This window comes from Limnothrix sp. FACHB-406, from assembly GCF_014698235.1.
Classification (GTDB): Bacteria; Cyanobacteriota; Cyanobacteriia; order CACIAM-69d; family CACIAM-69d; genus CACIAM-69d.
The window spans coordinates 330,623-355,503 of sequence record NZ_JACJSP010000001.1; the positions used below are offsets into that span (position 1 = coordinate 330,623).

The following is a 24,881-nucleotide window of genomic DNA, read 5'->3' on the forward strand; positions in this document are numbered from 1 at the left end:
TGGCTGAAGTGAAGTGACTAAAGTTAACTGGTGTGATCTGAAAGTTGCTGAAATTGCTCAAGTTAACTGATGTGATCTGAGTTGATCCCACACCACAGAACTCAGTGGGACAACTCACCGCTCGGGCAAGCTCGGTTGCGACCACGGGTTTTAGCCTCAAACAGGGCTAAGTCAGCTGCGGCCACCAGCGCCGAGGGATCTAAATTGGCACGCGGAATCAGACTGGCGGCCCCTAAGCTGAGGGTCACGATCGAAGCCACGGGCGAATAGGCATGGGGAATTTGCAAATCGCGGATGGTTTCGAGAATGCCATGCGCCACTGTCATGGCTCCGTCGATGTGGGTTTCCGGCAAAATTACCGCGAATTCTTCCCCGCCATAGCGAAACGTGAGATCCGTTGATCGCTTCACGGCCTGGGCGATCGAGCGGGCTACCTGGCGCAGACAATCATCCCCCGCCAAATGGCCATAGCGATCGTTATAGGTTTTGAACGAATCAATATCGCCCACCAAAATCGCCAGGGGCGATTGTTGGCGCAAGGCCCTTTGCCACTCTCGGGCCAGGGCCTCATCGAAACTGCGGCGGTTGGAAATGCCCGTCAGGCCATCCAACGTAGCCAGTCGCTCCAACTTTCGGTTGGCCAACTCCAACCGTCGATATAACTCCGCCTGTTGAATCGCGATCGCCAGTTGGCCGGCCAACTGCTTCAAAAACTCAATTTCCCAGGCTTGCCAACTGTGGGGTTCGTGCCACTGATACACCACCAACAGTCCCCACTGATCATCTCCAAGCGGATTAGGCGGATGTCCCGTGGTGGCCCCGCCCTCTGGGCGATCGTCCATTTTCAGCGGCAACACCGGCACCGCTTCCCCTCGCAAAATGGGCACGGCTAGGATGGCACGCACCCCCGCCTGGGCAATGGCATCCCGGTAAGCGGCCGGCCAGCGATCGTCCGCCAACACATCCTCCACCTCCCAAATCTCATGCTTCACGAGGTAGAGCAACCGCTCCAGGCCCGCCCCGTCGGTCACCGCCTCGCTGCCACAGACTGGAGGAGCGGCATCACGGCAATTCATCGCCGACAGCTCCAGTGCATGGGTGCTGGATGGGTCAGCGTCCGATCGACTCGCCATCCCCGCCGGAGTCAAGTGACGATAGATGGCCGTTTGATCCACCCCCAACACTTCGCGCACCGTTTGCACCGTCGTTTGCAGAATTTCCCCCAAATCTAGCGATCGGCGAATTTGCTGGGTCACTTGGCTCAGCAGTTGTTCCCGTTCCGCCTGTTGCCACAACAGGGCCTCCGCCTGTTGCCGTTCCGTAATATCCGTAATCACGCCCAGCAGTTGCCGTTGGGTTGAATTGGGCAACATTAAGGGCTTTTTAATGGTTTGAAACCAACGCACTTCGCCCGTTGAGCTGCGGCGTGGCTCCTGGGCAATATATTTTTCTTGCATGGTTTCAATAATCGATTCTTCCTCCCGCTGGCTATGTTGCACCTGGGCCGAGTTTCCGCCTAGTTCCGCTTCTGTTTTGCCCAGCATTCGCCCGGGCGTTGTGTTGTAAAACGTTGCCAAAGCTTCATTAACTAGGGTGAATCGCCCTCGTTCATCCTTCACAAAAATAAAGTTTGGGTTCGCGTCAACAATTGCTCGCAAAAACGACTCCTGCCGTTGCAATTCTTCGCGGTTGTGGCGCAGGTCATCCAAAATTTGTTGCCGCTCGATCGCATAGCGCATGGCCCGCGACAGCAAATTTGGCCGCAATTCATCTTTTAAAAGGTAGTCTTGGGCCCCTTCGCGCAAGGAAGCCAACCCGATCGCCTCGTCATCCAACCCCGTCAGCACCACGATCGGCACATCGGCCACCGCCGATCGCACCCGCCGAATCGTATCCAGCCCGTAGCTGTCCGGCAGGGCCAAATCCAACAGCACAATATCGTACCGCCGTTGATTCAACAGCGTCAGGGCATCGCTCAGGCGATCGACCCTTCGCCAACGAAACCCTTGGGTCGTCACCTTCGCCAAAATCATTTCCAATAATCGCGCATCCGTGGGATTGTCTTCCACGACCAGCACTTCAATCGCTGAGTCCCCCACCGCTGAATTAACCTCCTAGATCCTGTGGCCGCGCGATCGTGAGTGGCATAGCATGACTGACCTCAAATGACCTCGATCGTTGTCAACTTCAGCCTAACCACCCAAACCTCAACCCCCAAGGGGATTGATTGGCAAAATTGCCGCCACCGGTTTGCCTAATCATTTCCGCCCATGCGACTCCAGCAGTCCTCCCACCCAGAAAGCAATCAGACCTTGAGGGCGGTTGTCTAGCAGAATCCCAGTGATCCTACTCATTTAACCAACCCCATGACCAGAACTTTCCCAAAGGTAAAGGCAAAGTAAAGGCACAGCCGAACATCCTTGGAAGTTCGGCTCGTTAGGTCTATCTCATGCAAATTCCTGCCCTATACATCATGACCCATCTTTTTAAGACCAACCTTAAACTGGGAAGTCTTAGCAAGTGAGCTGATCAAACTCATGATTTTCGTCTAAGTATTAACGAGAGAAGCCTACCAATCAATATTCTTGGATTGTTTTTACGCTGTGATAGAAACATCACTGTCCTTGAATATTTTCAGGATCAATCATGCGCTCTCGATCGGTCAATTGTTCAGTATTAACCCAAAGCAACCCAAGCATGGTCAAGGAATGTCTGAGCAATGTGCGAAATGCTACCAGAGTGATTACAGATTCAAATACAGCCCTTACCTCGCTTACGACGCACAGTTATCTATAGTTATTTGTAGTTATCTGTAGGGTGGCTAATGTCCACCTAATGATTGCTGCATGGCATCTGTGATATGGCGTGCCGATCGTTCCGGGTAAAGGCTCTATATCAATTTTAGCTAACGATTCGATCGATAGTGGTCAAGTTTAGTTATACAAGCGGCTCATCCAATCTGTTCGGTTTCTTTGCAGGGAACAACCATATTAAAATTAACTAACTCGTCAAAATAAATAATCAAGTAAATAATCAACATCAAGAACAAGAACTTGTATGATCTTACACCATCACTTCAAGTTTCATATTGTCAGCAGTGAAAAATTATCTATTTTATTTTCAGAGTTTATTTCTAAGCTTCATTTCCAGGCTTCATTTTCAGGTTTTATCTCTGGGTTTTATTTCTGGGTTTTATTTTCAAACAGTAAACCGATGATGGCTTTTAGAACTTTGGAGAGGGTAATTTCACAGAACGTAACCAAAACGCCTCGATCGCCAATAGCGTTTCTAAAAGACTATGTAAACTATCTGGCTTGGTAATGTAGGCATTGGCTTGCAATTCATAGCATCTGCGAATATCTTCCTCTTGATCAGAAGTGGTCATCACAATGACAGGAATAATTTTGAGTGATGGATGTTTTTTAATTGCTTCTAAGACTTCATAGCCACTACGACGGGGTAAGTTCAAATCTAAAAGAATTAAATCGGGCCAGTATTTTCCAGGAACCAATGCTGTTTTCTCTAAAAACTTGATTGCTTCTTCGCCATCTCGCACCAAGTGTAATCGATGGGGAATATTCAGCCGCCCAAACAGCCTTTCTGTTAGCCTGGCATCAACCGCTGAATCTTCAATGAGTAAAATTTCAATATTTTTTGCTGGCATTATAACGACATCCTAACAACCTGGTCACTGCCTGCTCATTTGCTGAAAGGGGTAATGATTCTGAAATTGGGGGTCATTATTAATGGAATTATATTCCTATTGACTCATCATTTCTATTCACTCACAAACTCACTCATTCACCAATCCTTCGATCGATCAACAAACCCTGCACAGCCCGATCAAGAACCCCTCAACTGAGAAATCCTGCTGTTGTCTGGCAATTACTCCATTAAACCCACTCAACCAATTCAGTCCCTTGCACTCATGGCACTCCTTGGGCTGGCCTAACTCAAACGATTGGGCAATTTAATAACAATCATTGGCTTTAATAACACGGCCGAAAACCCATGGCACGGGCGATCGAGCGGAATTAAACATCAATCCTACAGGGTTGCGATCGCTAGCTGGGGCTAAAATTTAGCTCAGTGATGGGAATGGTTTCGGGCTGGTCGGGAATCGTAAACCAGAATGACGATCCTTGGCCGAGTTGAGATTGCACCCCGATCGAGCCACCGTGACGCTCAATAATTTTCCGACAGATGGCTAACCCAATGCCAGTCCCTTCATATTCTTCACGGTTATGGAGTCTTTGGAAAATATTAAAAATTCGATCGCTATATTGTGGGTCAATTCCAATGCCATTATCAATGACCTGAAAACGCCAATGATGCTCTTCGTGATTAGCAGTAATGGTAATGACAGGATTGGATTTGCCCCGAAATTTTAGGGCATTGCCAATGAGATTTTGAAAAAGCTGTGCCAATTGCATGGAATCGGCCAAAACAATGGGCAAATTTTTAGCCTGAATAGTGGCCTGATTATCTTGAATTGCTAATCGTAAATTATTAAGTACGATCTCAATAATCTGGCTGCAATCAACCGGTTCTAGGGTTCGGCCGCGAGTTTCCACTCTGGAATAGGCCAAAAGATCTCGAATCAATTGGCGCATTCGTTGGCCGCTGTCGATGATGAATTGCAAATATTCTTGGGCGTTTTGATCAAGCTGGGGGGCGCATTCTTCTGTGAGCATTTCTGAGAAGGCAATGATGCCACGCAGGGGTTCTTGCAAGTCATGGGAAGCGACGTAGGCAAATTGCTGGAGCTGTTCGTTGGAGCGCCGCAATCCTTCAATGGCTCTGGTGCGTTCTTCAAGGAGGTGGGCTTGGTAAAGGGCAATGCTCAGTTGTCCGGCCAGTTGTTGCAACAGGTCAATTTCAAAGGAAGTCCAATGCCTTGGCCCCTGACATTGCTGAAGGCACAGCAGCCCCAACAGAATGGTGGCCGGTTGTAGCCGATCGGTCAGCACTTCCGGGGGCACAAATCCAAGGGCACTGGGATTGAAGTGAACGGCGGCGATGGTGACGGGGACGATCACTTGGCTACGAATGCTGAGGCTATCGATGCAACTGCGCTGTTCGGGGGACAGTTGCAGTTGGGTGAGGTCGTCTTCGCAGGAAATTTGCCCCTGCCAGTAGCGATCGAGGTTGGGGTGGGTGTTGTCTAGGTTGAGGGTGCAACACCAGGTGTGGCTGGGGTCGATCGCCCCGAAGGGCTGGGCGATGGCTTCGGCGGCGATCGATCCGTTGCCGTCCGCTTGGCAACGGTAGAACATCACGCGATCGGCTTTGAGGGTTTTTTGCAGTTCGCTGACCGTGCGCCCCAAGATCACCTGAATATCCAAAGATTGGCGAATTTTGAAGGCGATCGAGGCGAGCAGTTGCCGATAGCGGTTTTGGTTGTTGCGCTGGAGGGCGGCTTCTCGCTCTTGGGTAATGTCGCGGGCGCTGCCCAGGAGCTTAATCACGCGGTTCCAGGCATCGCGGATGGGGACTAAGCTGGTGTGCCAAATTCGCTGTTTACCCCGAATCATCAGCTCTTCTTCGCAACGGATGGTGTCCCGGCCGGCAACACAGGCTCGAAACCGAGCAATGATCGGCGTGGCACAACTGGGGGGAAACAGGTCTTGGGGCGATCGACCGATGATGTGGGTGGCGCGGTGTTCCAAGGCCCGTTCAAAGGCGGGGTTCACGGTTTCGTAGGTGAACCGTCCGTCTGGGTGGACATTGACCAAAAAAATTCGTTCGTCCGATCGCTCAAAAATGCTGGAGTAGAGCGCTTCTGAGGCTCGCAGCCGATCTTGGGTGGCTTGGCGATCGTACCAGGCATAGATGGTGTCCCCAATGGTTTGCAGAATTTGCAGGTCTTGGGCTAACCAGGAACGCGCTTGATGAACACAAAGCACCAAGGCTCCCCAGAGGGCATCCCGGCGATCGTGAATGGCGGCAATGAGCACGGAGTTGGCTCCCAAGCAGTTGAGCCACTCGGTCACGGCGGAATCTTCCGATTGCAGGGCCTGTCGGGATTCAATCACCACGGCTCGATCGCGCCCTAATTGCTCAGTCCAAAGGGGCGGCAAATGGCCGCCAAGGCGGTTAAAGTCTCGTACCACGGGCATTTGATTCTCTTCATGCCACTCGCAGGCCAGGTTCAAAAGGGGGCGTTCCATGGGCCCATGGAGCAGCAAGACCCGATCGGCCAACATGGCTCGCCCCACCGCTTCCAAAACAGACCCAAACCGCACATCATCATCGGCAGTCACCAACAGACGCGCCACATAGGCCACCACACTTTCCAGGCTGAGGCGATAGCGCAAGTCTGCCTCAACCCGCTTGCGATCGCTCACATCCCGAATGGCCACGGCATAGGCCGGCTCCCCCAACCACTCGATCGGGGACACATTTAAATCGCCCACGCCCACGGAACCATCGGGGTGCAGAATATCAATTTCTGTGGTTTTCTCGGAGCCGATCGGAATTCCAAGGTGTTCGCCCACCAACTGTTCCGGCGATCGCCCAAAAAGCTGACAGGCCGCCGGGTTGGCATAGTCAATTCGCCCCTCACGGTTCACAATCACGATTCCATCGATCGTGTGATCCAACACCTGATCCAAGACCGCTAACCACGATTGGGATGCCGCTTGAGATCGATCGGCTGCTCCCAAGGCTGGCAGGCGATCGCCTTGAATGGCGGTAATTTCGCCCTCAGTGGGCACTATTTTCGGCCCGTTGCCCTCGGCACTTGGGGCCGGCGGCATGGCAACCGCCTCGATCGAGTTTTCGGGGTTAATTTCAGGGTTAACTCCGGGGCTGGTATCAACGTTAATTTCGGGGTTAATTTCGGGGCAAATTCCAGGATCAGAGCTGGTTTCCGGTCTAATTTCCGGTTCAATCTCAGGTCTAATTTCAGGGCCGGTTAATAAACTCTCAGCGGCCATCCCGGCCCGATCGCTGCTAGGGCCCGAAAAAACGCCCCCCAAGGGAATTCTCAAGCCGGGTAGCACGGTGGTTGACGGCACTCTGGGCCGCTGACCGGCGGGGTTGGCCGGTGAAGCTTGCGGTTGCCAGCCCATTGGCGCGGATGATGGCAACCCGATCGTCAATTCTGAATCATCACTGGGCTGCAATCCTGATTCTGAACGGGCTGCCAAGTCCGCTGTCCATGGGGCGATCGGACGGGTGGAGTCGTTGTCTTCCCGATTGCGGTCTTCCCGATCGCAACTGGCCGTTGCGAGCAGGGGTTGCTCGATCGAAGGCAACCCTGGGGCGCAATTGATGACCACACCGGGAATGATGCCCGGAGTTGCCCCCGTCTTCGAGTGGGAAGCTGGGTTAATCGTCGAGTTTTCGATCGGGCTTGCGATCGGGCCGCTGGCCAATTGGGTTCCTGAATTTGGTTTCTCCGCACTGGCCCGCACAATCACCGCAGCCGAATCCGCGATTTCACCTATTTCTTCCGCAAAAGGAACCGCCAACGCCAACTGCCGCTCCCAATTGGCCAACACCCCTTGCACCAACCGCAACGATCGCCCCAACCGGATCAGGCCTCCCGTCGCCGCCAACGCCGACCACACCAAAGCATCTAGCGCACCCGCCTCAATGGCCGCCACCTCCGCAGCGGGCGAGTCCACCAACACCACCAACAAGCGGGCGATCGAAACCTGATATTGTTCATCAACCATCCCGGACAAGGGCATCGCAACCGGTGACCCAGAGGGGAGCAAACACCGCCACAACGGCTCTCCCTGCTCATTCACCACCGCCCCATCCACCACCAACAACCCCGTTGGCCACAGGGAACTGTCATTCGCCAACCATTGCTGCTGGGCGATCGCCCCGTCAACGATCGAAGCGGCCTGGGCCCAGTGCGTATCCACCTGCGCCAGCCACTGCACCACCTGCTCTGCCCGATCGCGATCGGCACAGACTACCGTTGTTGGCAAAACCCGATATTCCATCTCCCAATGGTACGCAGAACCGCCAATCGCGTGCTGCAACCTCAAACACCCAAATTAGACTTCAATCACACCGCAAATTTTGCCAACTATCAATCCTGGCAGCTATTGTTAACGACCATGCTCCCAAATGCTTTCAGTGGTTAAATGAACCATGAATGCCGATCAAGGGCTAGTGAAAGTCAGCAACTTTCCAGTTCTTGATGCGCCATTCCTCCGCTCTTGTGAACTTTCACTCTTCTTTAGACTTTTTCCTCAGAGCCATGGCCGAATCTCTCGCGCTGATTGACGATGACAACTGGGCTGCCAACTTAGAGCAAGTGATTCGTAATGCTCAAGATGGCGATACCATCATTGTTCCCAACTTCTCAGTTCAAGCCCTTGCTGAACGAGCCAAGGATGAATTATATCCTGATAAATTACTGCTCTTTGTGGTTCCAGAAACTGCCAACTCCGAAGCCAGCAATTAAGAGCAATTAATCTAACTTCATCAAACACTAATCAACAGTCCGTGCAAAATCAATCCAGGAACTTACAGAAACTTAATTGCTCCACAGCATTCATTTAAGTATCCAGTCAGTTATTGATCTGCTTGATTGTGCTTGATGACTTGATTATGTTTGATGACTTGATTGTGTTTGGTGATGCGTTGGGCTTAGGCCAGAACCAGAGTAACTGTGGCCAAATCGTTTGCAAAACCAAGGCGGTTCCCGATCGCCAGTGGTCGGGAGCCGCCTGTTGTTGTTTGAGGATTTGTAACCGGTGACTCAGCGATCGCCAGTAGGCGATCGAGAACCCCGCCAAATAGGTGGCCAAAATCAAACCCAAACCATGCTGAATGAAAAACTGAATGAGAAAACTTTCCCAGTGATGCCCAAGAATCATCGAAGTGACAACACGATTGCTAATAGTTACTCAATGAGTTCAAAATCTTGAAGAAATTTTGACAAAACTGAGCAAGCCCATTATATCGGAAGGCTAGATATCGTGAGGCCACATATTCCAGGGGCAGATGGTGCAGGGTCAGATATCACGGGACGCAAGCAAGCTAGATATCCAAAAGCTCAGGAGCAAACTAATTGCTCAACCCATTATTGCTCAACCCATTACCGAACTAATTTGCGCAACTGAGCCAGCCACGGCGCACAGCGTGAACAATTCGATCGATTGCAGCCAAATCTTCGAGATCTAACGAGCAGCTCAACAGAGCACGGGACAGACCCCAGCGATCGCTCATGGTCAAGCACCGGGATTCCCAAACACGCGAAAACAGTTCTGCCAACATATCTTTGTAGAACCAGGTTGTTTGCGACATGTCTGTGAACCTCCCAGGGCATTTCAGAATTGGATTGCTAACAAAAAATTCGATGTTGATGTATCGGGTTTCAGTGCTCAGTGCCATGATCTTTGGAGTTGGTTAAGGGTTGGCGAAACAGGACAAAAGCCAGCTATGGGAGACAACTAATTTTTAAGAGTGATGAAGGCACTGGGCACTTGCGAATTAGTTATCTCGATGACATTAAATATGCCGTGATTTTGGCTTGAACGTTGTGATTCATCTGTAATTCAAGCCGTGATTATTTCCCCGCAATCGCGTGACGAAAGCCCATGATTGTGGGTGGTAATTTCACAGGCCAAGCGTGATCCACCGACAGAGGTGCTGTGATCCCGATCGCCCGGTGATCCCCCGCCGGGGCCCAACCCCTTGGGGCCGCCACCTCTTGCCCGCTGCCAACCGCCATGGTCATCGCCCATCTGGGATGATTGAGAAGGCTCGTTTGGATTCCGAGATCACCAACGCCTTTCGCCGATTCCTTTAGCCTGGGTTCAGGCTTCACCGCGCGATCGCCCCGGAACAGTCACACCTTGGCTCAACTTCCATGCATTTCTGGGCAACCGTGATCGCGTCAAAACTTACAGAATCACGGCCAGCCCCTGCGTTATCACGGGCTAAGGGGCGATCGACCCCAACCCCCGAGCCTCGGCCAGCGATCGCCCAACCCGATTCACTCTTTACTGGCCCAACCCCAAAAGCCCATGACTCGGCCCACGCATCCGCCTATGAATGTGGACTCCTACGATCCAGGGGACTTTTACGATGAGATGTTTGCCGGCCCCGGTCAGCCCCGCCCCGAAGCCCAATTTTTGGTCGATCGCCTCCGATCACTGTCGGCCGCCGAGGTAAGCCAACGCCAAGAAGCAGCTCAAATTGCCCTCTTCCGCCAGGGGGTCACCTTCAATGTGTATGGAGCCAGCGAAGGCATTGAGCGAGCCTTTCCCTTCGATATCATTCCGCGCATTATTAACGCCCAAGAATGGCAAACTCTCGAACAGGGTCTGAAACAGCGAATTCATGCCCTGAATTGCTTTTTACAGGATATCTATAGCGATCAAAAAATTATTGCAGATGGTATTTTGCCCCGCGATTTAATCGAATCAGCCAAGGGCTTCTTGCAGCCTTGCATGGGATTGCAGCCCCCCAAGGGCATTTGGTGCCACGTGACCGGAACCGACTTGGTGCGCGATCGCCAAGGGCAGTTTTATGTGCTCGAAGATAACCTGCGCTGCCCGTCGGGCATTTCCTACGTTTTGGAAAATCGGCGCGTGATGAAAAGCACCTTCCCCAAGGTCTTTGAAAACGCCAACATTCAGGCGGTGGATGAATATCCGTCGCGATTATTGGAAACGCTGCTGAACCTTACGCCCGATCGCCTGGCCAATCCCACCGTCGTTGTGCTCACGCCGGGAATCTACAATTCCGCCTATTTTGAGCATTCTTTCCTGGCTCAACAAATGGGCGTGGAACTGGTGGAGGGGCGAGACCTGGTGGTGGCCGATGGCTATTTGCAAATGCAAACCACCAAAGGCCTGCAACGGGTGGATGCCATTTATCGACGGATTGACGACGACTTCATCGATCCTCAGGTGTTTCGCCCCGATTCTATGTTGGGCGTGCCTGGGCTAACGGATGTGTATCGATCGGGACGAGTGGCGATCGCCAATGCGCTGGGAACCGGCGTGGCCGACGACAAGGCAGTTTATGCCTACGTGCCCAAAATGATTCGCTACTACCTGAATGAAGAGGCCATGATCCCCAACGTGCCCACCTATCTTTGTTGGGAACCGGCGGACTTGACCTATGTGCTGGAACATTTGGATTCATTGGTGGTCAAGGCGGCCAATGAATCCGGGGGCTATGGCATGTTGATTGGCCCCCAATCCACCGCCGAGCAACAGGCCGATTTTGCCGATCGAATCCGGGCCAACCCCCGCAACTACATCGCCCAACCCACCCTCTGCCTGTCGCGGGTTCCCACCCTGCTCGATGGGGAGTTTGAGGGCTGCCATGTGGATTTGCGCCCCTATGTTCTCTACGGGGAGGATATCTATGTGCATCCCGGCGGTCTGACACGGGTGGCCCTGCGTCGGGGATCGCTGGTGGTCAACTCTTCCCAAGGGGGCGGCTCCAAGGACACTTGGGTGTTGATGGATTAGGCATTGCAATCGAAAAAAATCACCCAACCGATCGGGCTGGGTGACTCTTGAATTGCCTTTTTGGCAATGGATCCAGAAACCTGAATCCCAAATTTGCATAGAAGTGGGGAATCTGGCCCCAACGAACCTAAGCTTGGCGAGAGTAGTACTCAACCACCAGCAGTTCGTTGATTTGCAGCGCCACCCACTCGCGATCGATCACGCTGTTCACCTTGCCGGTCAACTTTTCCTTGTCAAATTCCAGGTGGCTGGGCATGTTGGCCAAACCGGGGAATTGCAGGTTGTTTTCCACAATTTTGCGCGATTGATCTTTCGGCCGCACCGTAACCACGTCCCCAGGACGGCACTGGTAGCTAGCCACGTCCACGCGCCGGCCGTTGACCATGATGTGGCCATGGTTCACCAACTGACGAGCGGCGGGAATGGTGGGAGCCATGCCCAAACGGAATACGGTGTTATCTAGGCGCATTTCCAGCAGTTGCAACAGCACCGTTCCCGTGGAACCGGCTGCCCGACGAGCTTTCCGAACGTAGCGCAACATTTGGCGCTCGCTGACACCATAGTTAAACCGCAGCTTTTGCTTTTCTTCCAAGCGCACGGCATATTCCGAACGCTTTTTGCGGTTTTGGCCATGTTGTCCGGGCGGGTAGGCACGCTTGGCACTCTTGCGGGTCAAACCCGGCAGCTCGCCCAAACGACGCACAATGCGGAGACGCGGACCTCTGTATCGAGACATAACTAAGACTTTAGATTCCTTTCCTTGTTGCGGTTTTTGCGCCTAATCGACAACGGGAAGGACGGTTGGAGATCAAGCAACGCAAGCTTCTGAGCCAGAAAGCTTATGACAAACGTGCCAGCCGCGGCATACGTTTCCAGACTGACCAGTATACAGGTATTGGCGCGATCGCCCTAATGTTTTGCACAAAATTCCCGCGCATTTTTTGCGTGGCAACGGCGCAGTCATGCGGGCTGGATTTTTGGGGCCATTGCTTGGCGGACTTGGATGATTTTGTTGGCTGGGCCGATCGATCCAAAATCGCCCGGGCTGATCGGTGGTTTGGCCCTGGATTGTGGATCCCTGTGCGATCGACCGGTGAGGTGGCCGCCGGATTCCGGTGAGTCTCGGGCTAGGATAGGACAATTGCGAATGCCGGGCGATCGCCCCAAGGGGCCAGGCCCTCGCGCCGATTTCCCATCATCCGATTGCAAACTGCCCGATCGAGTTTGTCAACCAGGTTCCTTCTGAATCCTTCCCCCGTTTGCCCATGCAACAAGATCCACCCTCATTGCCCACGGAGGTGATTGTCACCCACCCTCGTGAGTCCCTCGGTGATGTGCAACTTGATTGGCATCCTCAGCCCGGCAGCTACTTAGACTTGGCCGGCAAGACCTACGCAGTCTTGGAACGACACCATCGCTATCAACTGCGATCGGGCCGCTACCATCTCTACAAGATTGCGTTGCATGTACAGGCAACCCAGCGCCCCTCGGAGCAAAATTTCTTTGAAGGTCAATGGATCATTGGCGATCCGCGCTGTCGATTCAATGCGCGATCGGAACTGCTCCGTTGTGCCGTGAACCCGTCGGGCCCCTGCTTGGGCTGTCGCTCCTTTGAACTGATTCCTAAGCGGGCCTAATGATCCAGATGATCAAGCCCCATTCAGCCTAGCTGGGTTGAGCTGTCTGGGCCTAAATCATGGGGGGATCTCGCCAACTGCGGGATCCCCCCAAAATGTTCAAGCGGCACTTCAGGGCCCGGCCTCAAAGCACTAGCTTCAAAATGCCAGTTTTAAAACGCCAACTTTAAAACTCCAACTGCCGATCCCGATCGCGGTAAAAATTCGGCTCCGACTCTGGGCCACCTTGCATCCGAGCTTTGGCCTTGGCGGCACTACGCTTCAGGGATTGCAGTCGCGATTCATACCGGCTGCGCAATTTCTTTTTAGGGGTTTGTTCCACCAGGGTTTTCAGGGCGCTGCCCAAACTTTTGTAGGCATTGGGCAAGGAATAGCCAAACCGAGCGGCTAGGGCGATCGCCTTTTCATCGGCCTCGATCGACTCTTTCAGTTGTCGATCGCTGTTGTTTTTCTGATAGAGCCGCCAGCCGGACACTCCACACAGCCCCAAGGCCAACAGCAGCAACAGGCCGTCTTGTACCCACAGTTCACCCACCGCACCGCCTAGCCCGATCGCCAGGGCCGCCATTTCCCAGCCGTCGCGCGGGATGGTGTCGTTTTGAATGCGGGCCACCTCGTGCCAAAACAGCAAATTGCGCTGATCCTTCGCGAATTGCTCCCAGGCCACCAAATCCACCTGAATTTCCACCTGATCCTTGCCGATTTCTTCGCAACGAATCAGGGGCGGATTCACGTCCATGGCCTTTTCAACGGTTACCCAGCTCTGTAGCTCAGGGGGCAACAGGCTTTTGAGTCGTCGAAGTTCGCTGAGATCCGATCGAGCTGTGGAAAACGAGGTCATTGCAACTGGTATCCAAACCGAAAAAGCACCGGAAACAACCCGAATCTAGCTGGGGAGAGCAACCCACCCCGGCATCCGTCGATCAACTGTTCTAAGGTTCTGGGCAAGGTTCTGGACAATGGCGATCGCACCCTGGGCTGGTGGCTCCGTTTAATGGGAATTAATGGAAACCAAGCCATCGATCGCTGGGGAACCTTGTCCGGCTCTGGCTGATCAGGGGCCCATGCCAACTTGCGGAACAGTGCTCGTTGATTGGTGATCTGATCGGGTATTTGCAGTATATCGCGCCCCGTTTCCGGCTCCCGGTCGCCAATCGCACATCTTCAGCGGTTGCCATGGGGTTCTGCCACGGTTCCACCACCATTGGCCAGGGTTCGATCGGGTGGGGGCCCTGGGCTGGATTGTGCCGCTGGCAACCCTAACCGCTGATTCCCATTGACCAGACCCTAATCAGCAAAAACGCCCTTGTGCCAAGCGACAAGAGCGTTCCCAATCAACAGGCAGCCAAAATTACATCGACGAACCAAGACCGACGTAAGCGCCATAGAAAAACAAACCGACAACACCGATGACACCAATACCGGCGATCGTGCCGACAACCCACAGGGGAATTCGTCCGCCTCCAGACACAGCCGTGACCTCCTTAGTAAGGAAATAGGGTTTGATGAGGACGCGCCACTAGAGCGCATCACACTGAATAGTTTCCCCAGCTCAGGGCTGGAGGATGTTGATCATTCGTTGACCATTCAACGATCATTCAACGAATGCTTCATCAATTCAGCAGCCAATCAGCAGCCAAGGCTTAAGCCGGAGCTTAAGTGCTTGCGCGGCTCAGTTGACCAGCCTAGTTGAAGAAGTAGCTGGACATCAAAATGCCAATCACGAAAATAAACAGCAGACCTAGATAGAGCGAAGTCCGGTTCAGCTCTACGGGTTGCTTGTTGGGGTTAGGGCTACGTTCCACAGTGACAATCTCCTAGCGCTGAATGAACTGCATGGCCGCGATCGCGCCCAGGAAGAACACCGTCGGTACTGCCAGTGCGTGAACTGACAACCAACGAACGGTAAAAATCGGGTAAACAACGGGCTGGTTGGGATTCTGCGTCGCCATGATTGTTAAAAACGCTCAATAACTACTTCTGCAAGAACTGATCAATCTGAGTCTTAGCGCCTTGACGGGTTTGCACGATCGGCACTTCGGTGCGCGTCTCGGTGAAGTATGCGTTGGGGCGGGGCGTTCCGAATGCGTCGTAGGCCAAGCCCGTGCTGACAAACAACCAACCAGCGATAAACAGAGCCGGGATGGTGATGCTGTGGATGACCCAATAGCGGATGCTCGTTACGATGTCCGAAAACGGACGCTCACCAGTTGATCCAGATGACATAGTCTCTTTAGTCTTCTCTCAATGGAAAATTAAACAAGAGCTAGCGGCTTGCCCAATCATTCAACCCGGAAACCGCTGAGTTTTGGGAACTTCAGCGACGGCCGGAGAATGGGCAATTGCTGGTTTCCATGATACAGAACGGGGGAAAAACTCCACAAGCCAATCCTGGGCGATCGAGCTTTTTGCGAGGGGCGGCGGGGATCGGGCGATCGCTGGGGATGCGTCCCGCGATTGTCATGAACCGGCACATGAACCGATGCAGAAACCCGCGACTAATCCACCAGCGATCGAGCACCAACAACGTTCCCGGCCGCAACTCACCGAAAATCGATCGGCAAAGCCGCGATCGCCTTAGCTGGCAGCCGGAGCTGCGGCATTGAGCTTGGCTGTGTCATAGCGCAAGATTACGCCGTTTTGACCCAGCACAAAGCCCTGATCCTGCCCAAAGAACAGAATTCGGTAGAAATTGGAGGGCACATCGCCGACGGCGCGATCCTTCTGCCAGGTTTTACCGCCGTCATAGCTGGCGAGCAAATCGCCGCTCCCCCCAGTAATCCACAACTCCTGATCATTGCGATAGGCCAAGTCCAGCAGCCCAAGGCTGTTGCGCAGTTCGGGGCTGGTGGTGGCGGCCCAGGTTTCCACATCGGTGGGACTGCTGAATTGCACCTGGCCACCGCGTGCGAGAGACCACAGGCGATCGTCAGGGCCAAAGCCCATGTTTTGCAGACGGCGCGAGCTGTTGCGGTTGTGTTGCTGCCAAGCTTCATCGCCAGGAGTCCAGGTGGAGTAGTAGCTCCCCCGCGAGGAAACGGAGACGTATTTACCGCTGCTCGATCGGGAAACGTTGCGCACCACCCCGATCGACTCTTGCACCATGGCTTTCCAGTTGCGGCCGCCGTCCGTGGTGCGGTAAATGGCTCCCAAGTCGGTCATCATTTCGGCCTGCTGGGATCCCAAAGCCACAATCAAGCGTGGATCGCCGGGCAGTTGGTTGCTGAGGGGAATTTCCGACCAGGTTTTACCCTCATCGGTGGTATGCAGCAGGATGGCGGGCTTACCGACAATCCAGCCCTCTTTGCCCGAGAAACTCACGGACTCCAAGTTATAGGGCGAGTCACCCAGATCCAGGGACTTATCGGCCCAGGTTTTACCACCGTCAGTGGTTTCCAGGATGGTGGCCCCTTTACCCACCATCCAGCCGTGGGGCCCCTTGCCCACCAGGGTCACATCCAACATGGTTTGTTCGGTGGGCAGGTTAATCACCTCCCAGGGGTTGGCCGCTACGGAGTCAATTTTGCGAGCGGTGCAGCCCACGCAAAGCAGGGCCGCAAACAGGACAGGCAATAATTTGGGGAATAGATTACGAAGCCAGTGGGTCATGGGATGAATGGGATGATGAGGTGACCGGAATCGAGAGTTTCGGTGCGGTCTGAAAGGGGTGCTCAGCGGGAATCAGCCAAGGGAACTGCCTTGGGCTAATTCAGACCATAAAAGCTCAGGAGCAACAGAATTCCCAGGCCCAAAACGCTGAAAATGAGGACGTTTTTTGCACCGGGAGTGAGGGTGTTAACCCCAATGCCGTAGCCGAGGTTTTCGTCAAATCCGGAGGCTTTGCCGGCGGGGCCGATGCTTTTGAATTGATATTTTTTCACGCCACAAACGGGACAGCGCCAATTTTCAGGCAGGGTCTCGAAGGGGGTGTTGGGGGCCACGTTCCGACGCTCATCCCCCTTGCCGGGTTCGTAGACATAGCCACAGGAGCGGCATTCATAGCGATCGGGCGGGGCGGGGGCGGCCGGTTCCGAGGAGGTGGCCTCGATCGCGCTGGAGTCGGCAGCCGCGATCGGTTCGATCGGTGAGTCCTCTGGTGGATGAGTCATGGGTTGCGACAGGAAGCGTGAAGATCGAAACGACGGGAATTCAACCGAGCCGATCGCGGTCAGGACTCGATCGGGTTTAGCCCCATGGAGCCGGGCACAGGCCCATGCTCCGCCACCGTTAACCTGGGCTAGTTAACGTGGGCTAATTACTGGGATTAAAAGATTGTCTTAACGATTATCGCACAGGCGCGATCGCCCCTCTGGTCTAGGCTCTGGGGCGATCGACCCTGCGCAAAATCCCCCAAAAAGCCATCAAATCCCCAGCATCCAAAGTTTTCATCGATTCGTTCATGTCAGAATAATGAGCGCCAGCTTCCAGCAGCTTCCAGCAAGTGATGGCCAGCCCTTGGGTTGGCAAACCCTGGGTGAATCCGACCCCAGGTTGGGAAAAAAGGCGCTGATCCCCGCTTTAGAGTTCTCCAGCAGTACCCCCAGATATGTTTACGCTGAGTGGCTATGAATACTTTCTAGGCTTCCTGCTGCTTTGCGGCATTGTGCCTGTGCTTGCCCTAGGTGCTTCTGCCGTTGTGCGCCCCAAGCGTCCTGGCAAGGAACGGCGCACGACCTACGAATCAGGGATGGAGCCGATCGGCGGAGCTTGGATTCAGTTCAATATCCGTTACTACATGTTTGCACTGGTTTTCGTGGTCTTTGACGTGGAAACCGTGTTTCTATACCCCTGGGCGGTGGCTTTTAGCCGCTTGGGTCTGTTGGCTTTCATTGAGGCCCTGGTCTTCATTGCCATCCTGGTCATTGCCCTTGTTTATGCCTGGCGCAAAGGAGCGTTGGAATGGTCGTAACACCGAACCCTAACCCGATCGAGTCCGTGGGTCGTCCGCAGATCACACAAGATCTGTCGGAAAACGTGATTTTGACCACGGTGGATGACCTCTACAACTGGGCGAAGTTGTCGAGTTTGTGGCCGATGCTCTATGGCACGGCCTGTTGCTTCATTGAATTTGCGGCCCTGATTGGCTCCCGTTTTGACTTTGACCGCTTTGGACTGGTGCCCCGCTCCAGCCCGCGCCAGGCAGATTTGTTGATCACCGCCGGAACGATCACCATGAAAATGGCTCCGGCCCTGGTGCGCTTGTATGAGCAAATGCCAGAGCCGAAATATGTGATCGCCATGGGGGCTTGCACGATCACGGGTGGCATGTTCAGCGTGGACTCACCTTCGGCCGTGCGCGGTGTGGATAAGTTGATTCCGGTGGATGTGTATCTGCCCGGTTGCCCGCCCCGTCCGGAAGCGATCGTGGATGCGATTATCAAGCTGCGCAAAAAGGTGGCCAATGAGTCACTGGCGGAGCGCGGAGCCACGGCCCAAACCAACCGCTACTACACAATCGACCACCAAATGAAGCCAACTTCGCCGATTTTGACCGGTCGCTATTTGCAAGAGCCGGGCCGACAAGCCCCGCCCAAGAGCCTGACCGACGCGATCGGGCTGCCCGTGCCGCCCGCGCTGTTGACCGATCGGGCCAAACAGGAAGCTTAGGAGACGCAACGCATGGCCGACGAAACCCAACCCACCGATCTCGCCACCAACGAAGCCGGTGCGATCGCCCTCAAAGGGGACATTTCCCAATGGCTGACCAGCAACGGCTTCGGTAACGAACTGCTGGAAATCGATGATTTGGGCGTGGAAGTGATCAAGGTCGATCGGGACAAATGGCTCCCGATTGCCACCGCCCTCTATGCCTACGGGTTTAATTACCTCCAATGTCAGTGTGCCTACGACCTGGGCCCCGGTGAAGACCTCGTGAGTCTCTATCACCTGGTGCAGGTGGCCGACAACGTGACCAAGCCCAAGGAAGTGCGTGTCAAGGTGTTCCTGCCGCGTGCCAACCCAACCGTAGCCTCGGTCTACTGGATCTGGAAAGGCGCTGACTGGCAAGAACGCGAAGCCTACGATATGTACGGCATTGTCTACGAAGGCCACCCGAGCCTGAAGCGGATTCTGATGCCAGAAGATTGGGTGGGCTGGCCCTTGCGCAAGGACTATATCTCGCCAGACTTCTACGAACTGCAGGATGCCTATTAGGCCGTCCCAATCAACGATACTCAAAGCCCTCGGATCGTGATTTGATCGATCCGAGGGCTTTGCAGCATATGGGGAATAATCAAAAGGTTGAAAACACTCGCTGATCGGCTACACAAGAGCCACGCAAATATAACCGGCTAGTTGGGTAAGCTATTGCGATTTGCGCCGTCCCGCGCCTGATTTTGGTTATTTGCCGGAGTGCCGCCACGCTGATTGCTAGGACGATTGTTCGATCGCCCCGGAGCCTGGCCAGCACCGGGCGTGCCAAAGCGAGCCGACTGCACCGCTCCTGTATTACCCAGCTTCCGTTCTGTGCCCTCGTTGTAGCTCAGGAATGTCCCTCCCGCATTGCCCGTCACCACCACCACATTGCGCTGACCCGTCACCAAACGCTGGGTTCCTTCGGGCAAGACCCCTTCATAGGTCACCTTGCCATCGGTCAGAATTCGCACCCAAGAACGGGCCGTGAGCCGCACATTCACCCGCACTGGGGCGATCGGGGCCAGGTTGAGCCGCTGCGGAAAGCGAATTTGGCTAGCAATTCCCTGAGCCACCAACACCCCGTCACCCCCACTGGCTAGGGCTGGAACGGGCGATCGCGCAGGACTGCTGGTCGCAGCAGGGCGGGGCGACTGGGCCGCCGTGCGCCTCGGTGAGGGCGTGGGGGTCGTGGCACGAGGACTCGGACTCGTGGTGGGCTTCGGTGTGGCAGAAGCCGTAGGAGTCGGGCTGGGCGAAGGGCTAGGTGACGGACTGGGGCTAGGAGTCGGTGAAGGGCTAGGGCTAGGAGTCGGTGAAGGACTGGGAGTCGGTGAAGGGCTAGGCGAAGGCGTGGGGCTAGGTGAAGGGCTAGCGGCCGCCGTCGGGCGAGCTGGGGTACTGGGGCTGGCAGTCGATCGGGGAGTCGGCGTAACCGCCGGGCTGGGTGAAGCAACCGGCGGCTGCACAATCACCGTGCTGGGGGCCGGCTGGCTTTGGCGCAACAGGGCCGACAGACCCAACACCGACGCAATCAGGACACCGATATACAGCATCACCAAATGGGCCGGCTTGAGCTGGGGAGCAGGAATCACCGACAGCACCCGTTGGGAGCGCACGGGAACTATGCCATTTTGCAGCGGATATTCCTGGGCAATTTCGGAACCATCCAACCCCAAAGCCGTGGCGTACTTGGCAATAAACCCGCGCACATAAACCGGCTCGGGCAGCGAGGACGAGTCGGCCGCCTCAAGTGCTTGCAGGATACGACGTTGAATTTTGGTGGTTGCCGCGACGGACTCGATCGTTAAGCCTTGGCTTTCGCGACATTCCCGCAGTCGAGCGCCGATTTCAACAAGGCGCTCAACTTGGGGCGAGTCAGCAGGCATCGTGCTGTCGTTCATATCCTTGTGGCTGCTGCGGTGCGTGATGCGGCGGAACGGGGAGGAGTTGGAAGATTGTACCGAGAGTTGGGGAGACGAAGACTCGTGACTATCCTAGCGACCGAGAGGCCATCTTGCGAAGGTTTAGACAACCACCATCAGAATTTTGAGGTCAGATTTTTGAGGTCAGAATCTTGAGGATGGTACTTGGGTCTGAGATTAGGATTGTCCCATGGGCTGGGTCTTGACCGATACCGCTCGCGACGCTTTTGGGAATTCAAGGGGAATTCCGGCAAGCATGATGATCAATCATGATCAATCGACGGGGAACGAGTCGGACTGGGATTAATGGGCTGATCCTAAGCCGGACTGGCGGCGCAACTGCTGAATTTCAGCGGCTGTTAGATGCCGATGAGTGCCGATTGGCAGCTCTTGACCCTGCTTTGATTTCAGGGTGAGCGAACCAATAGCAATACGGTGCAACTTTATCACCGGATGACCGAATAATTCGGCCATGCGTCGAATTTGCCGATTTCGACCTTCCACCAAAGTGATTTCTAGTTCCGTGCGATCGCCCTGAGGGTGATTCCCGCGCCCTTGCACCTCGCGGACTTGGGCCGGCAGCGTTGGGCGGCCATCCAATAAAATGCCCTGTCGCCATTGCGCCAACACTTGGGCGCTGGGCTGTCCCTGCACCCACACGCGATAGGTTTTGGGTTGGTGAAACCGAGGATGGGTGAGGGCGTGGGTCAGTTCCCCATCGTTGGTTAACAACAAGGCCCCAGTGGAATCCCAATCTAAGCGGCCCACGGGGTGCAGTCCCGTTTGTTCAACGAGCGATCGGGGAAGTAAATCCAACACGGTTCGCCGCTGCCGATCGTCTGCACAAGCCGACAGCACCCGGGCGGGCTTATTCAACAGTAGATAGATCAGTGCGGGTCGATCGGCTGGATGAACGGGCCGACCATCAACCTCAATTTGATCCACTGCGGGATTGACCACGCAGCCCAATTGCGCCACCTGGCCGTTGACCCGCACTCGCCCTTCCGTAATCCAAACTTCCGCATGGCGACGGGAAGCCAAGCCCCATTGGGACAATACCTTTTGCAACCGTTGCCCAGCTTGGGGCGCGATCGCGTGGGGGGCAGCCATTGCCCCAGGGGCGATCGGCTGGGTCAAGTCAGAGGCGGACGATCGGGCAGGGACAGTAGGACGGCGGCGACGACTCACGGGCGGGATGCTGAGGTTGGGGTAGGTGATGGGGTTGGGGTGGGTGATGGGGGCGGTTCGCAGCCTATCGTATGGCCCCGCAGCCAATCCAGCGCCCCTTGAGGACTGGGAATGGTATTGGTTTCCAGGGTGGCGATCGTCCAAGGATCATCAAGCTGCTGCTGCGATTGCCCCAAGGAGACCCCAAACCAGCGCCCAGAAACCGCCGCCTGGGTGCAAGCTGTTGTTTGGGGAATTTTGGCCGTGGTGCTCGATCGCGGTAGCAACAGAAGCTGCAAGCCAACCACAGTCATTAGGGTGGTGATCGCAAGGCTGAGATTGTTTCGCATGTCGATCGCACCTCAAAACGCAGGACTCCAACGCGGCCCAGCCGCTGGGTAATCGTCGGTCAGCCTAAGGCCGCCAGATGTCAGGGGGTTGTCAATGGCATGTCAGACGGCGTTTCAATCCATTGGCTTTCAGCAACTTTCGGATTTCAGCCAATTCTGACTGCCATTGAAAATCGGATTCTGATCCTCAGAAGATACAGGGATTGATTCGGTTCCCGTGCGATCGATTTAACAGGATGGTTGCGATCGAGATCGGTTGCGGCGGTTGCAATCGATCGGGCCCCAGCCGCCCACACCGGCCCAAGCCCCTATAATCTGAAAGCCAATCCTTCCGTTGAACCATGGTCGTTGAATTCGCCGACTCCGCCAAACTGGCTGTGGAAGTTAACCGCCGCCGCAACTTTGCCATTATTTCCCACCCGGACGCGGGGAAAACCACCCTCACGGAAAAGTTGCTCCTGTATGGCGGTGCAATTCACGAAGCCGGTTCCGTGCGGGCCCGTCGCGACCAGCGCCAGGCCACCTCAGACTGGATGGAATTGGAAAAGCAACGGGGCATTTCCATCACCTCCACGGTGTTGCAGTTTGAATATCGTGACTGCCAAATTAATTTGTTGGATACGCCCGGTCACCAAGATTTCAGCGAAGACACTTACCGCACCCTGGCCGCTGCGGATAATGCGGTGATGTTGATTGATGCGGCTAAAGGGTTGGAGCCACAAACGCGCAAACTGTTTGAGGTTTGCCGGTTGCGGAAATTGCCGATTTTTACCTTTGCCAACAAGCTCGATCGCCCCTCTCAAGAACCGCTGAATCTATTAGATGAAATTGAAAAGGAACTAAAACTCGCCACCTATCCGGTGAACTGGCCGATCGGGACGGGCGATCGCTTCAAAGGAGTGTTCGATCGCCGTACTCGGAAAGTGCATCTGTTCCAGCGATCGCGCCACGGCAGCAAAATGGCCGGCGAAACCACCCTGGATTTGGACGCACCGGAACTGCTGGAACTGGTGGAACCGGATGTTTATCAAGCCTTTAGGGATGAACTGGAACTGATTGAAGAAGTGGGTTCTGAGTTGGATCTCGAAGCGGTTTTGGCCGGCGAACTCACCCCCGTTTTCTTCGGTAGTGCCATGACCAATTTTGGGGTGCAACTGTTTCTCGATGCCTTCTTGGACTATGCGGCCAAGCCAGGCCCCCGCACCGCCCGAACTGGATCCGTTGACCCAACCCATGAGCATTTTTCGGGCTTTGTCTTCAAGTTGCAGGCCAACATGGATCCGAAACACCGCGATCGGGTGGCCTTTGTGCGGGTTTGCTCCGGCAAATTCGAGAAAGACATGGTGGTGACCCATGCGCGATCGGGCAAAAGCTTACGATTGGCTCGGCCGCAAAAACTCTTTGCCCAGGATCGCGAATCCGTTGAGGAAGCCTATGCGGGCGATGTCATTGGCTTAAACAATCCTGGAGCCTTCTCGATCGGGGACACCATTTACATCGGCCCCAAAATTGAATACGAAGGCATTCCTTGTTTTTCACCGGAACTCTTTGCCTATTTGCGAAACCCTAACCCCTCTAAATTCAAACAATTTCAGAAGGGAATTTCGGAACTTCGCGAAGAAGGAGCCGTCCAAATCATGTATTCCACCGACGAAGCCAAGCGCGATCCAATTCTGGCGGCCGTGGGGCAACTGCAATTTGAAGTGGTGCAATTCCGCTTGCAAAGTGAATACGGTGTGGAATCACGGGTTGAGCTGCTGCCCTACTCCGTGGCCCGTTGGGTCACTGCCGGTTGGGATGAGCTAGCCAAAGTGGGCCGGTTGTTTAATGCCATGACCGTCAAAGATATGTGGGATCGTCCCGTTTTGTTGTTCAAAAACGAGTGGAATTGTCAACAGGTGGAGGGAGATCACCCCAGCCTACAACTCCAATCGATCGCACCCTTAACCTAATGACTTCACGATCTGCGACATTTGGCTATTTTGGGGGCTGGTTTGACCAACGCTTTGGGTCAGCCCCCCAAGCCCGCTATCCAACGTTCAAGTCAGCGATCGGGCTGTTTTTGCAACACTTGGGCGATCGGCGGGATGGGGTGATTGTGGAAACCGGCACTCAGCGACTACCCGACGACTGGGGAGCTGGCTGCTCAACCACCATCTTTGGTGAAACCCTAGAAACCTTTGATGGCGGTCGTCTTTGGACGGTGGATCTGTCGCCGGAAAATCTGACCACTTCCCAGCACTGCACCCAGCATGTGGCTCAGCGAATTGAGTATGTTTGCAGTGATTCGGTGACCTTCCTCAAACAGTTCGATCGCCCGATCGACTTGCTGTATTTGGATAGTTTGGATTGGTGGGACGATCCTCAAATTCAACAACAATCCCAGGCCCATCAACTGGCAGAAATTGAAGCCGCCTGGGATAAATTACGCCAAGGTTGCATCATTTTGCTCGATGACAATGGGTTACCGGGCGGTGGCAAAGCCCGACTCACGAAGGAATTCTTAAGCCAGCAGGGTTGGAGCTGCATCCTCGACTATCAACAGAGTCTTTGGATTTCCGAGAAAGTCATGTTTTAAGTACATGTTCTCAGCTTGTGTTCTAAATTTATGTTCTAAATTTATGTTTTAGATACATGTTTTAGATACATGTCTTAAATTCATGCTTCAAAGTGCTGTTTGCAGGACTTTGATGGGATCACTGAAAAATTGAGACTGGAATT

Annotated in this window: 27 protein-coding genes; 9 read left to right on the forward strand and 18 right to left on the reverse strand. The window is 54.4% G+C overall.

The annotated features are described in order from the left end of the window. Positions 1-101: 101 nt before the first annotated feature. The 3 genes from H6G53_RS01330 to H6G53_RS01340 form a co-directional block, all read right to left on the reverse strand. Positions 102-2,099 (reverse strand): diguanylate cyclase domain-containing protein, encoded by a 1,998-nt coding sequence (locus H6G53_RS01330; protein ID WP_099534283.1) that lies wholly within the window; start codon positions 2,097-2,099, stop codon positions 102-104. A gap of 1,124 nt (positions 2,100-3,223) precedes the next feature. After that, entirely contained in the window at positions 3,224-3,664 is a 441-nt protein-coding gene (locus tag H6G53_RS01335) for a response regulator (protein WP_190530691.1), read from the reverse strand. 400 nt (positions 3,665-4,064) lie between these two features. Further along, on the reverse strand, positions 4,065-7,958 hold the full coding sequence (locus H6G53_RS01340) for a PAS domain-containing protein (RefSeq protein ID WP_190530692.1): 3,894 nt from the start codon (positions 7,956-7,958) through the stop codon (positions 4,065-4,067). Between the two features lie 260 nt (positions 7,959-8,218). Here H6G53_RS01340 and H6G53_RS01345 point away from each other — a divergent pair, with 260 nt between their 5' ends. After that, positions 8,219-8,425: a hypothetical protein gene (locus H6G53_RS01345; protein WP_099534287.1), complete on the forward strand. Its 207-nt coding sequence runs from the start codon at positions 8,219-8,221 to the stop codon at positions 8,423-8,425. A gap of 106 nt (positions 8,426-8,531) precedes the next feature. Here the strand turns inward: H6G53_RS01345 and H6G53_RS01350 are convergent, their stop codons facing one another. The 3 genes from H6G53_RS01350 to H6G53_RS01360 form a co-directional block, all read right to left on the reverse strand. Next, positions 8,532-8,840 carry a hypothetical protein gene (locus tag H6G53_RS01350; protein WP_190530693.1) on the reverse strand — a complete coding sequence of 103 codons (309 nt, stop codon included), beginning with the start codon at positions 8,838-8,840 and terminating at the stop codon, positions 8,532-8,534. Between the two features lie 229 nt (positions 8,841-9,069). Further along, positions 9,070-9,270 carry a hypothetical protein gene (locus H6G53_RS01355; RefSeq protein ID WP_099534289.1) on the reverse strand — a complete coding sequence of 67 codons (201 nt, stop codon included), beginning with the start codon at positions 9,268-9,270 and terminating at the stop codon, positions 9,070-9,072. A 262-nt stretch (positions 9,271-9,532) separates the two neighbouring features. Continuing rightward, positions 9,533-9,697 carry a hypothetical protein gene (locus tag H6G53_RS01360; protein ID WP_190530694.1) on the reverse strand — a complete coding sequence of 55 codons (165 nt, stop codon included), beginning with the start codon at positions 9,695-9,697 and terminating at the stop codon, positions 9,533-9,535. 319 nt (positions 9,698-10,016) lie between these two features. On the opposite strand from H6G53_RS01360, the gene H6G53_RS01365 reads away from it, so the two are divergent. Continuing rightward, the gene (locus H6G53_RS01365) at positions 10,017-11,450 is read left to right on the forward strand and encodes a circularly permuted type 2 ATP-grasp protein (protein WP_099534307.1); all 1,434 of its coding nucleotides are present in this window, start codon (positions 10,017-10,019) and stop codon (positions 11,448-11,450) included. Between the two features lie 127 nt (positions 11,451-11,577). Here the strand turns inward: H6G53_RS01365 and rpsD are convergent, their stop codons facing one another. After that, entirely contained in the window at positions 11,578-12,186 is a 609-nt protein-coding gene (gene rpsD / locus H6G53_RS01370; RefSeq protein ID WP_099534291.1) for a 30S ribosomal protein S4, read from the reverse strand. Between the two features lie 209 nt (positions 12,187-12,395). Between rpsD and H6G53_RS01375 the strand changes: the two genes are divergently transcribed. After that, positions 12,396-12,569 carry a hypothetical protein gene (locus tag H6G53_RS01375; RefSeq protein WP_190530695.1) on the forward strand — a complete coding sequence of 58 codons (174 nt, stop codon included), beginning with the start codon at positions 12,396-12,398 and terminating at the stop codon, positions 12,567-12,569. Between the two features lie 146 nt (positions 12,570-12,715). After that, on the forward strand, positions 12,716-13,087 hold the full coding sequence (locus H6G53_RS01380; RefSeq protein ID WP_099534293.1) for a DUF6464 family protein: 372 nt from the start codon (positions 12,716-12,718) through the stop codon (positions 13,085-13,087). A 166-nt stretch (positions 13,088-13,253) separates the two neighbouring features. Here H6G53_RS01380 and H6G53_RS01385 read toward each other — a convergent pair whose 3' ends face one another. The 8 genes from H6G53_RS01385 to H6G53_RS01420 all read right to left on the reverse strand — a co-directional run bounded on the left by H6G53_RS01385 (position 13,254) and on the right by H6G53_RS01420 (position 17,196). Continuing rightward, positions 13,254-13,928 carry a DUF3318 domain-containing protein gene (locus H6G53_RS01385; RefSeq protein ID WP_099534294.1) on the reverse strand — a complete coding sequence of 225 codons (675 nt, stop codon included), beginning with the start codon at positions 13,926-13,928 and terminating at the stop codon, positions 13,254-13,256. Positions 13,929-14,438: 510 nt separating this feature from the next. Next, entirely contained in the window at positions 14,439-14,558 is a 120-nt protein-coding gene (locus H6G53_RS01390; protein ID WP_099534295.1) for a photosystem II reaction center protein J, read from the reverse strand. A 214-nt stretch (positions 14,559-14,772) separates the two neighbouring features. After that, positions 14,773-14,892, reverse strand: a complete 120-nt coding sequence (locus H6G53_RS01395; protein WP_099534296.1) for a photosystem II reaction center protein L — start codon at positions 14,890-14,892, stop codon at positions 14,773-14,775. A gap of 12 nt (positions 14,893-14,904) precedes the next feature. After that, entirely contained in the window at positions 14,905-15,039 is a 135-nt protein-coding gene (gene psbF / locus H6G53_RS01400; protein WP_099534297.1) for a cytochrome b559 subunit beta, read from the reverse strand. A gap of 22 nt (positions 15,040-15,061) precedes the next feature. After that, complete coding sequence (psbE, locus tag H6G53_RS01405; RefSeq protein ID WP_190530696.1) at positions 15,062-15,313, reverse strand: cytochrome b559 subunit alpha; 252 nt, start codon at positions 15,311-15,313, stop codon at positions 15,062-15,064. A 91-nt stretch (positions 15,314-15,404) separates the two neighbouring features. Continuing rightward, positions 15,405-15,629 carry a hypothetical protein gene (locus H6G53_RS01410; protein ID WP_190530697.1) on the reverse strand — a complete coding sequence of 75 codons (225 nt, stop codon included), beginning with the start codon at positions 15,627-15,629 and terminating at the stop codon, positions 15,405-15,407. A gap of 35 nt (positions 15,630-15,664) precedes the next feature. After that, positions 15,665-16,696 (reverse strand): photosynthesis system II assembly factor Ycf48, encoded by a 1,032-nt coding sequence (locus H6G53_RS01415; protein ID WP_099534300.1) that lies wholly within the window; start codon positions 16,694-16,696, stop codon positions 15,665-15,667. A gap of 95 nt (positions 16,697-16,791) precedes the next feature. After that, complete coding sequence (locus H6G53_RS01420; RefSeq protein ID WP_099534301.1) at positions 16,792-17,196, reverse strand: rubredoxin; 405 nt, start codon at positions 17,194-17,196, stop codon at positions 16,792-16,794. Between the two features lie 437 nt (positions 17,197-17,633). On the opposite strand from H6G53_RS01420, the gene ndhC reads away from it, so the two are divergent. Genes ndhC through H6G53_RS01435 form a run of 3 tightly spaced genes read left to right on the forward strand, consistent with a single transcriptional unit; the run spans position 17,634 to position 19,240 of the window. Then, on the forward strand, positions 17,634-17,996 hold the full coding sequence (gene ndhC, locus H6G53_RS01425) for a photosynthetic/respiratory NAD(P)H-quinone oxidoreductase subunit C (RefSeq protein WP_099534302.1): 363 nt from the start codon (positions 17,634-17,636) through the stop codon (positions 17,994-17,996). Beyond that, complete coding sequence (locus tag H6G53_RS01430) at positions 17,987-18,694, forward strand: NADH dehydrogenase subunit K (protein ID WP_099534303.1); 708 nt, start codon at positions 17,987-17,989, stop codon at positions 18,692-18,694. The genes ndhC and H6G53_RS01430 overlap by 10 nt, the downstream gene beginning before the upstream one ends. Before the next feature lie 12 nt (positions 18,695-18,706). Beyond that, the gene (locus tag H6G53_RS01435; protein WP_099534304.1) at positions 18,707-19,240 is read left to right on the forward strand and encodes an NAD(P)H-quinone oxidoreductase subunit J; all 534 of its coding nucleotides are present in this window, start codon (positions 18,707-18,709) and stop codon (positions 19,238-19,240) included. Between the two features lie 137 nt (positions 19,241-19,377). Here H6G53_RS01435 and H6G53_RS01440 read toward each other — a convergent pair whose 3' ends face one another. The 3 genes from H6G53_RS01440 to H6G53_RS01450 form a co-directional block, all read right to left on the reverse strand. Next, positions 19,378-20,622, reverse strand: coding sequence for a helix-turn-helix domain-containing protein (locus H6G53_RS01440; RefSeq protein WP_190530698.1), 1,245 nt, complete (start codon positions 20,620-20,622; stop codon positions 19,378-19,380). Positions 20,623-20,946: 324 nt separating this feature from the next. Next, positions 20,947-21,753 carry a pseudouridine synthase gene (locus H6G53_RS01445; protein WP_190530766.1) on the reverse strand — a complete coding sequence of 269 codons (807 nt, stop codon included), beginning with the start codon at positions 21,751-21,753 and terminating at the stop codon, positions 20,947-20,949. 74 nt (positions 21,754-21,827) lie between these two features. Then, on the reverse strand, positions 21,828-22,160 hold the full coding sequence (locus H6G53_RS01450; RefSeq protein WP_190354727.1) for a hypothetical protein: 333 nt from the start codon (positions 22,158-22,160) through the stop codon (positions 21,828-21,830). Between the two features lie 341 nt (positions 22,161-22,501). Between H6G53_RS01450 and prfC the strand changes: the two genes are divergently transcribed. Together prfC and H6G53_RS01460 are read left to right on the forward strand one after the other, a co-directional pair. Further along, a complete protein-coding gene (prfC, locus tag H6G53_RS01455) occupies positions 22,502-24,112 on the forward strand; it encodes a peptide chain release factor 3 (protein WP_190354728.1) in 1,611 nt (536 codons plus the stop codon). Continuing rightward, entirely contained in the window at positions 24,112-24,738 is a 627-nt protein-coding gene (locus H6G53_RS01460; RefSeq protein ID WP_190354729.1) for a class I SAM-dependent methyltransferase, read from the forward strand. The genes prfC and H6G53_RS01460 overlap by 1 nt, the downstream gene beginning before the upstream one ends. Positions 24,739-24,881 lie beyond the last annotated feature (143 nt).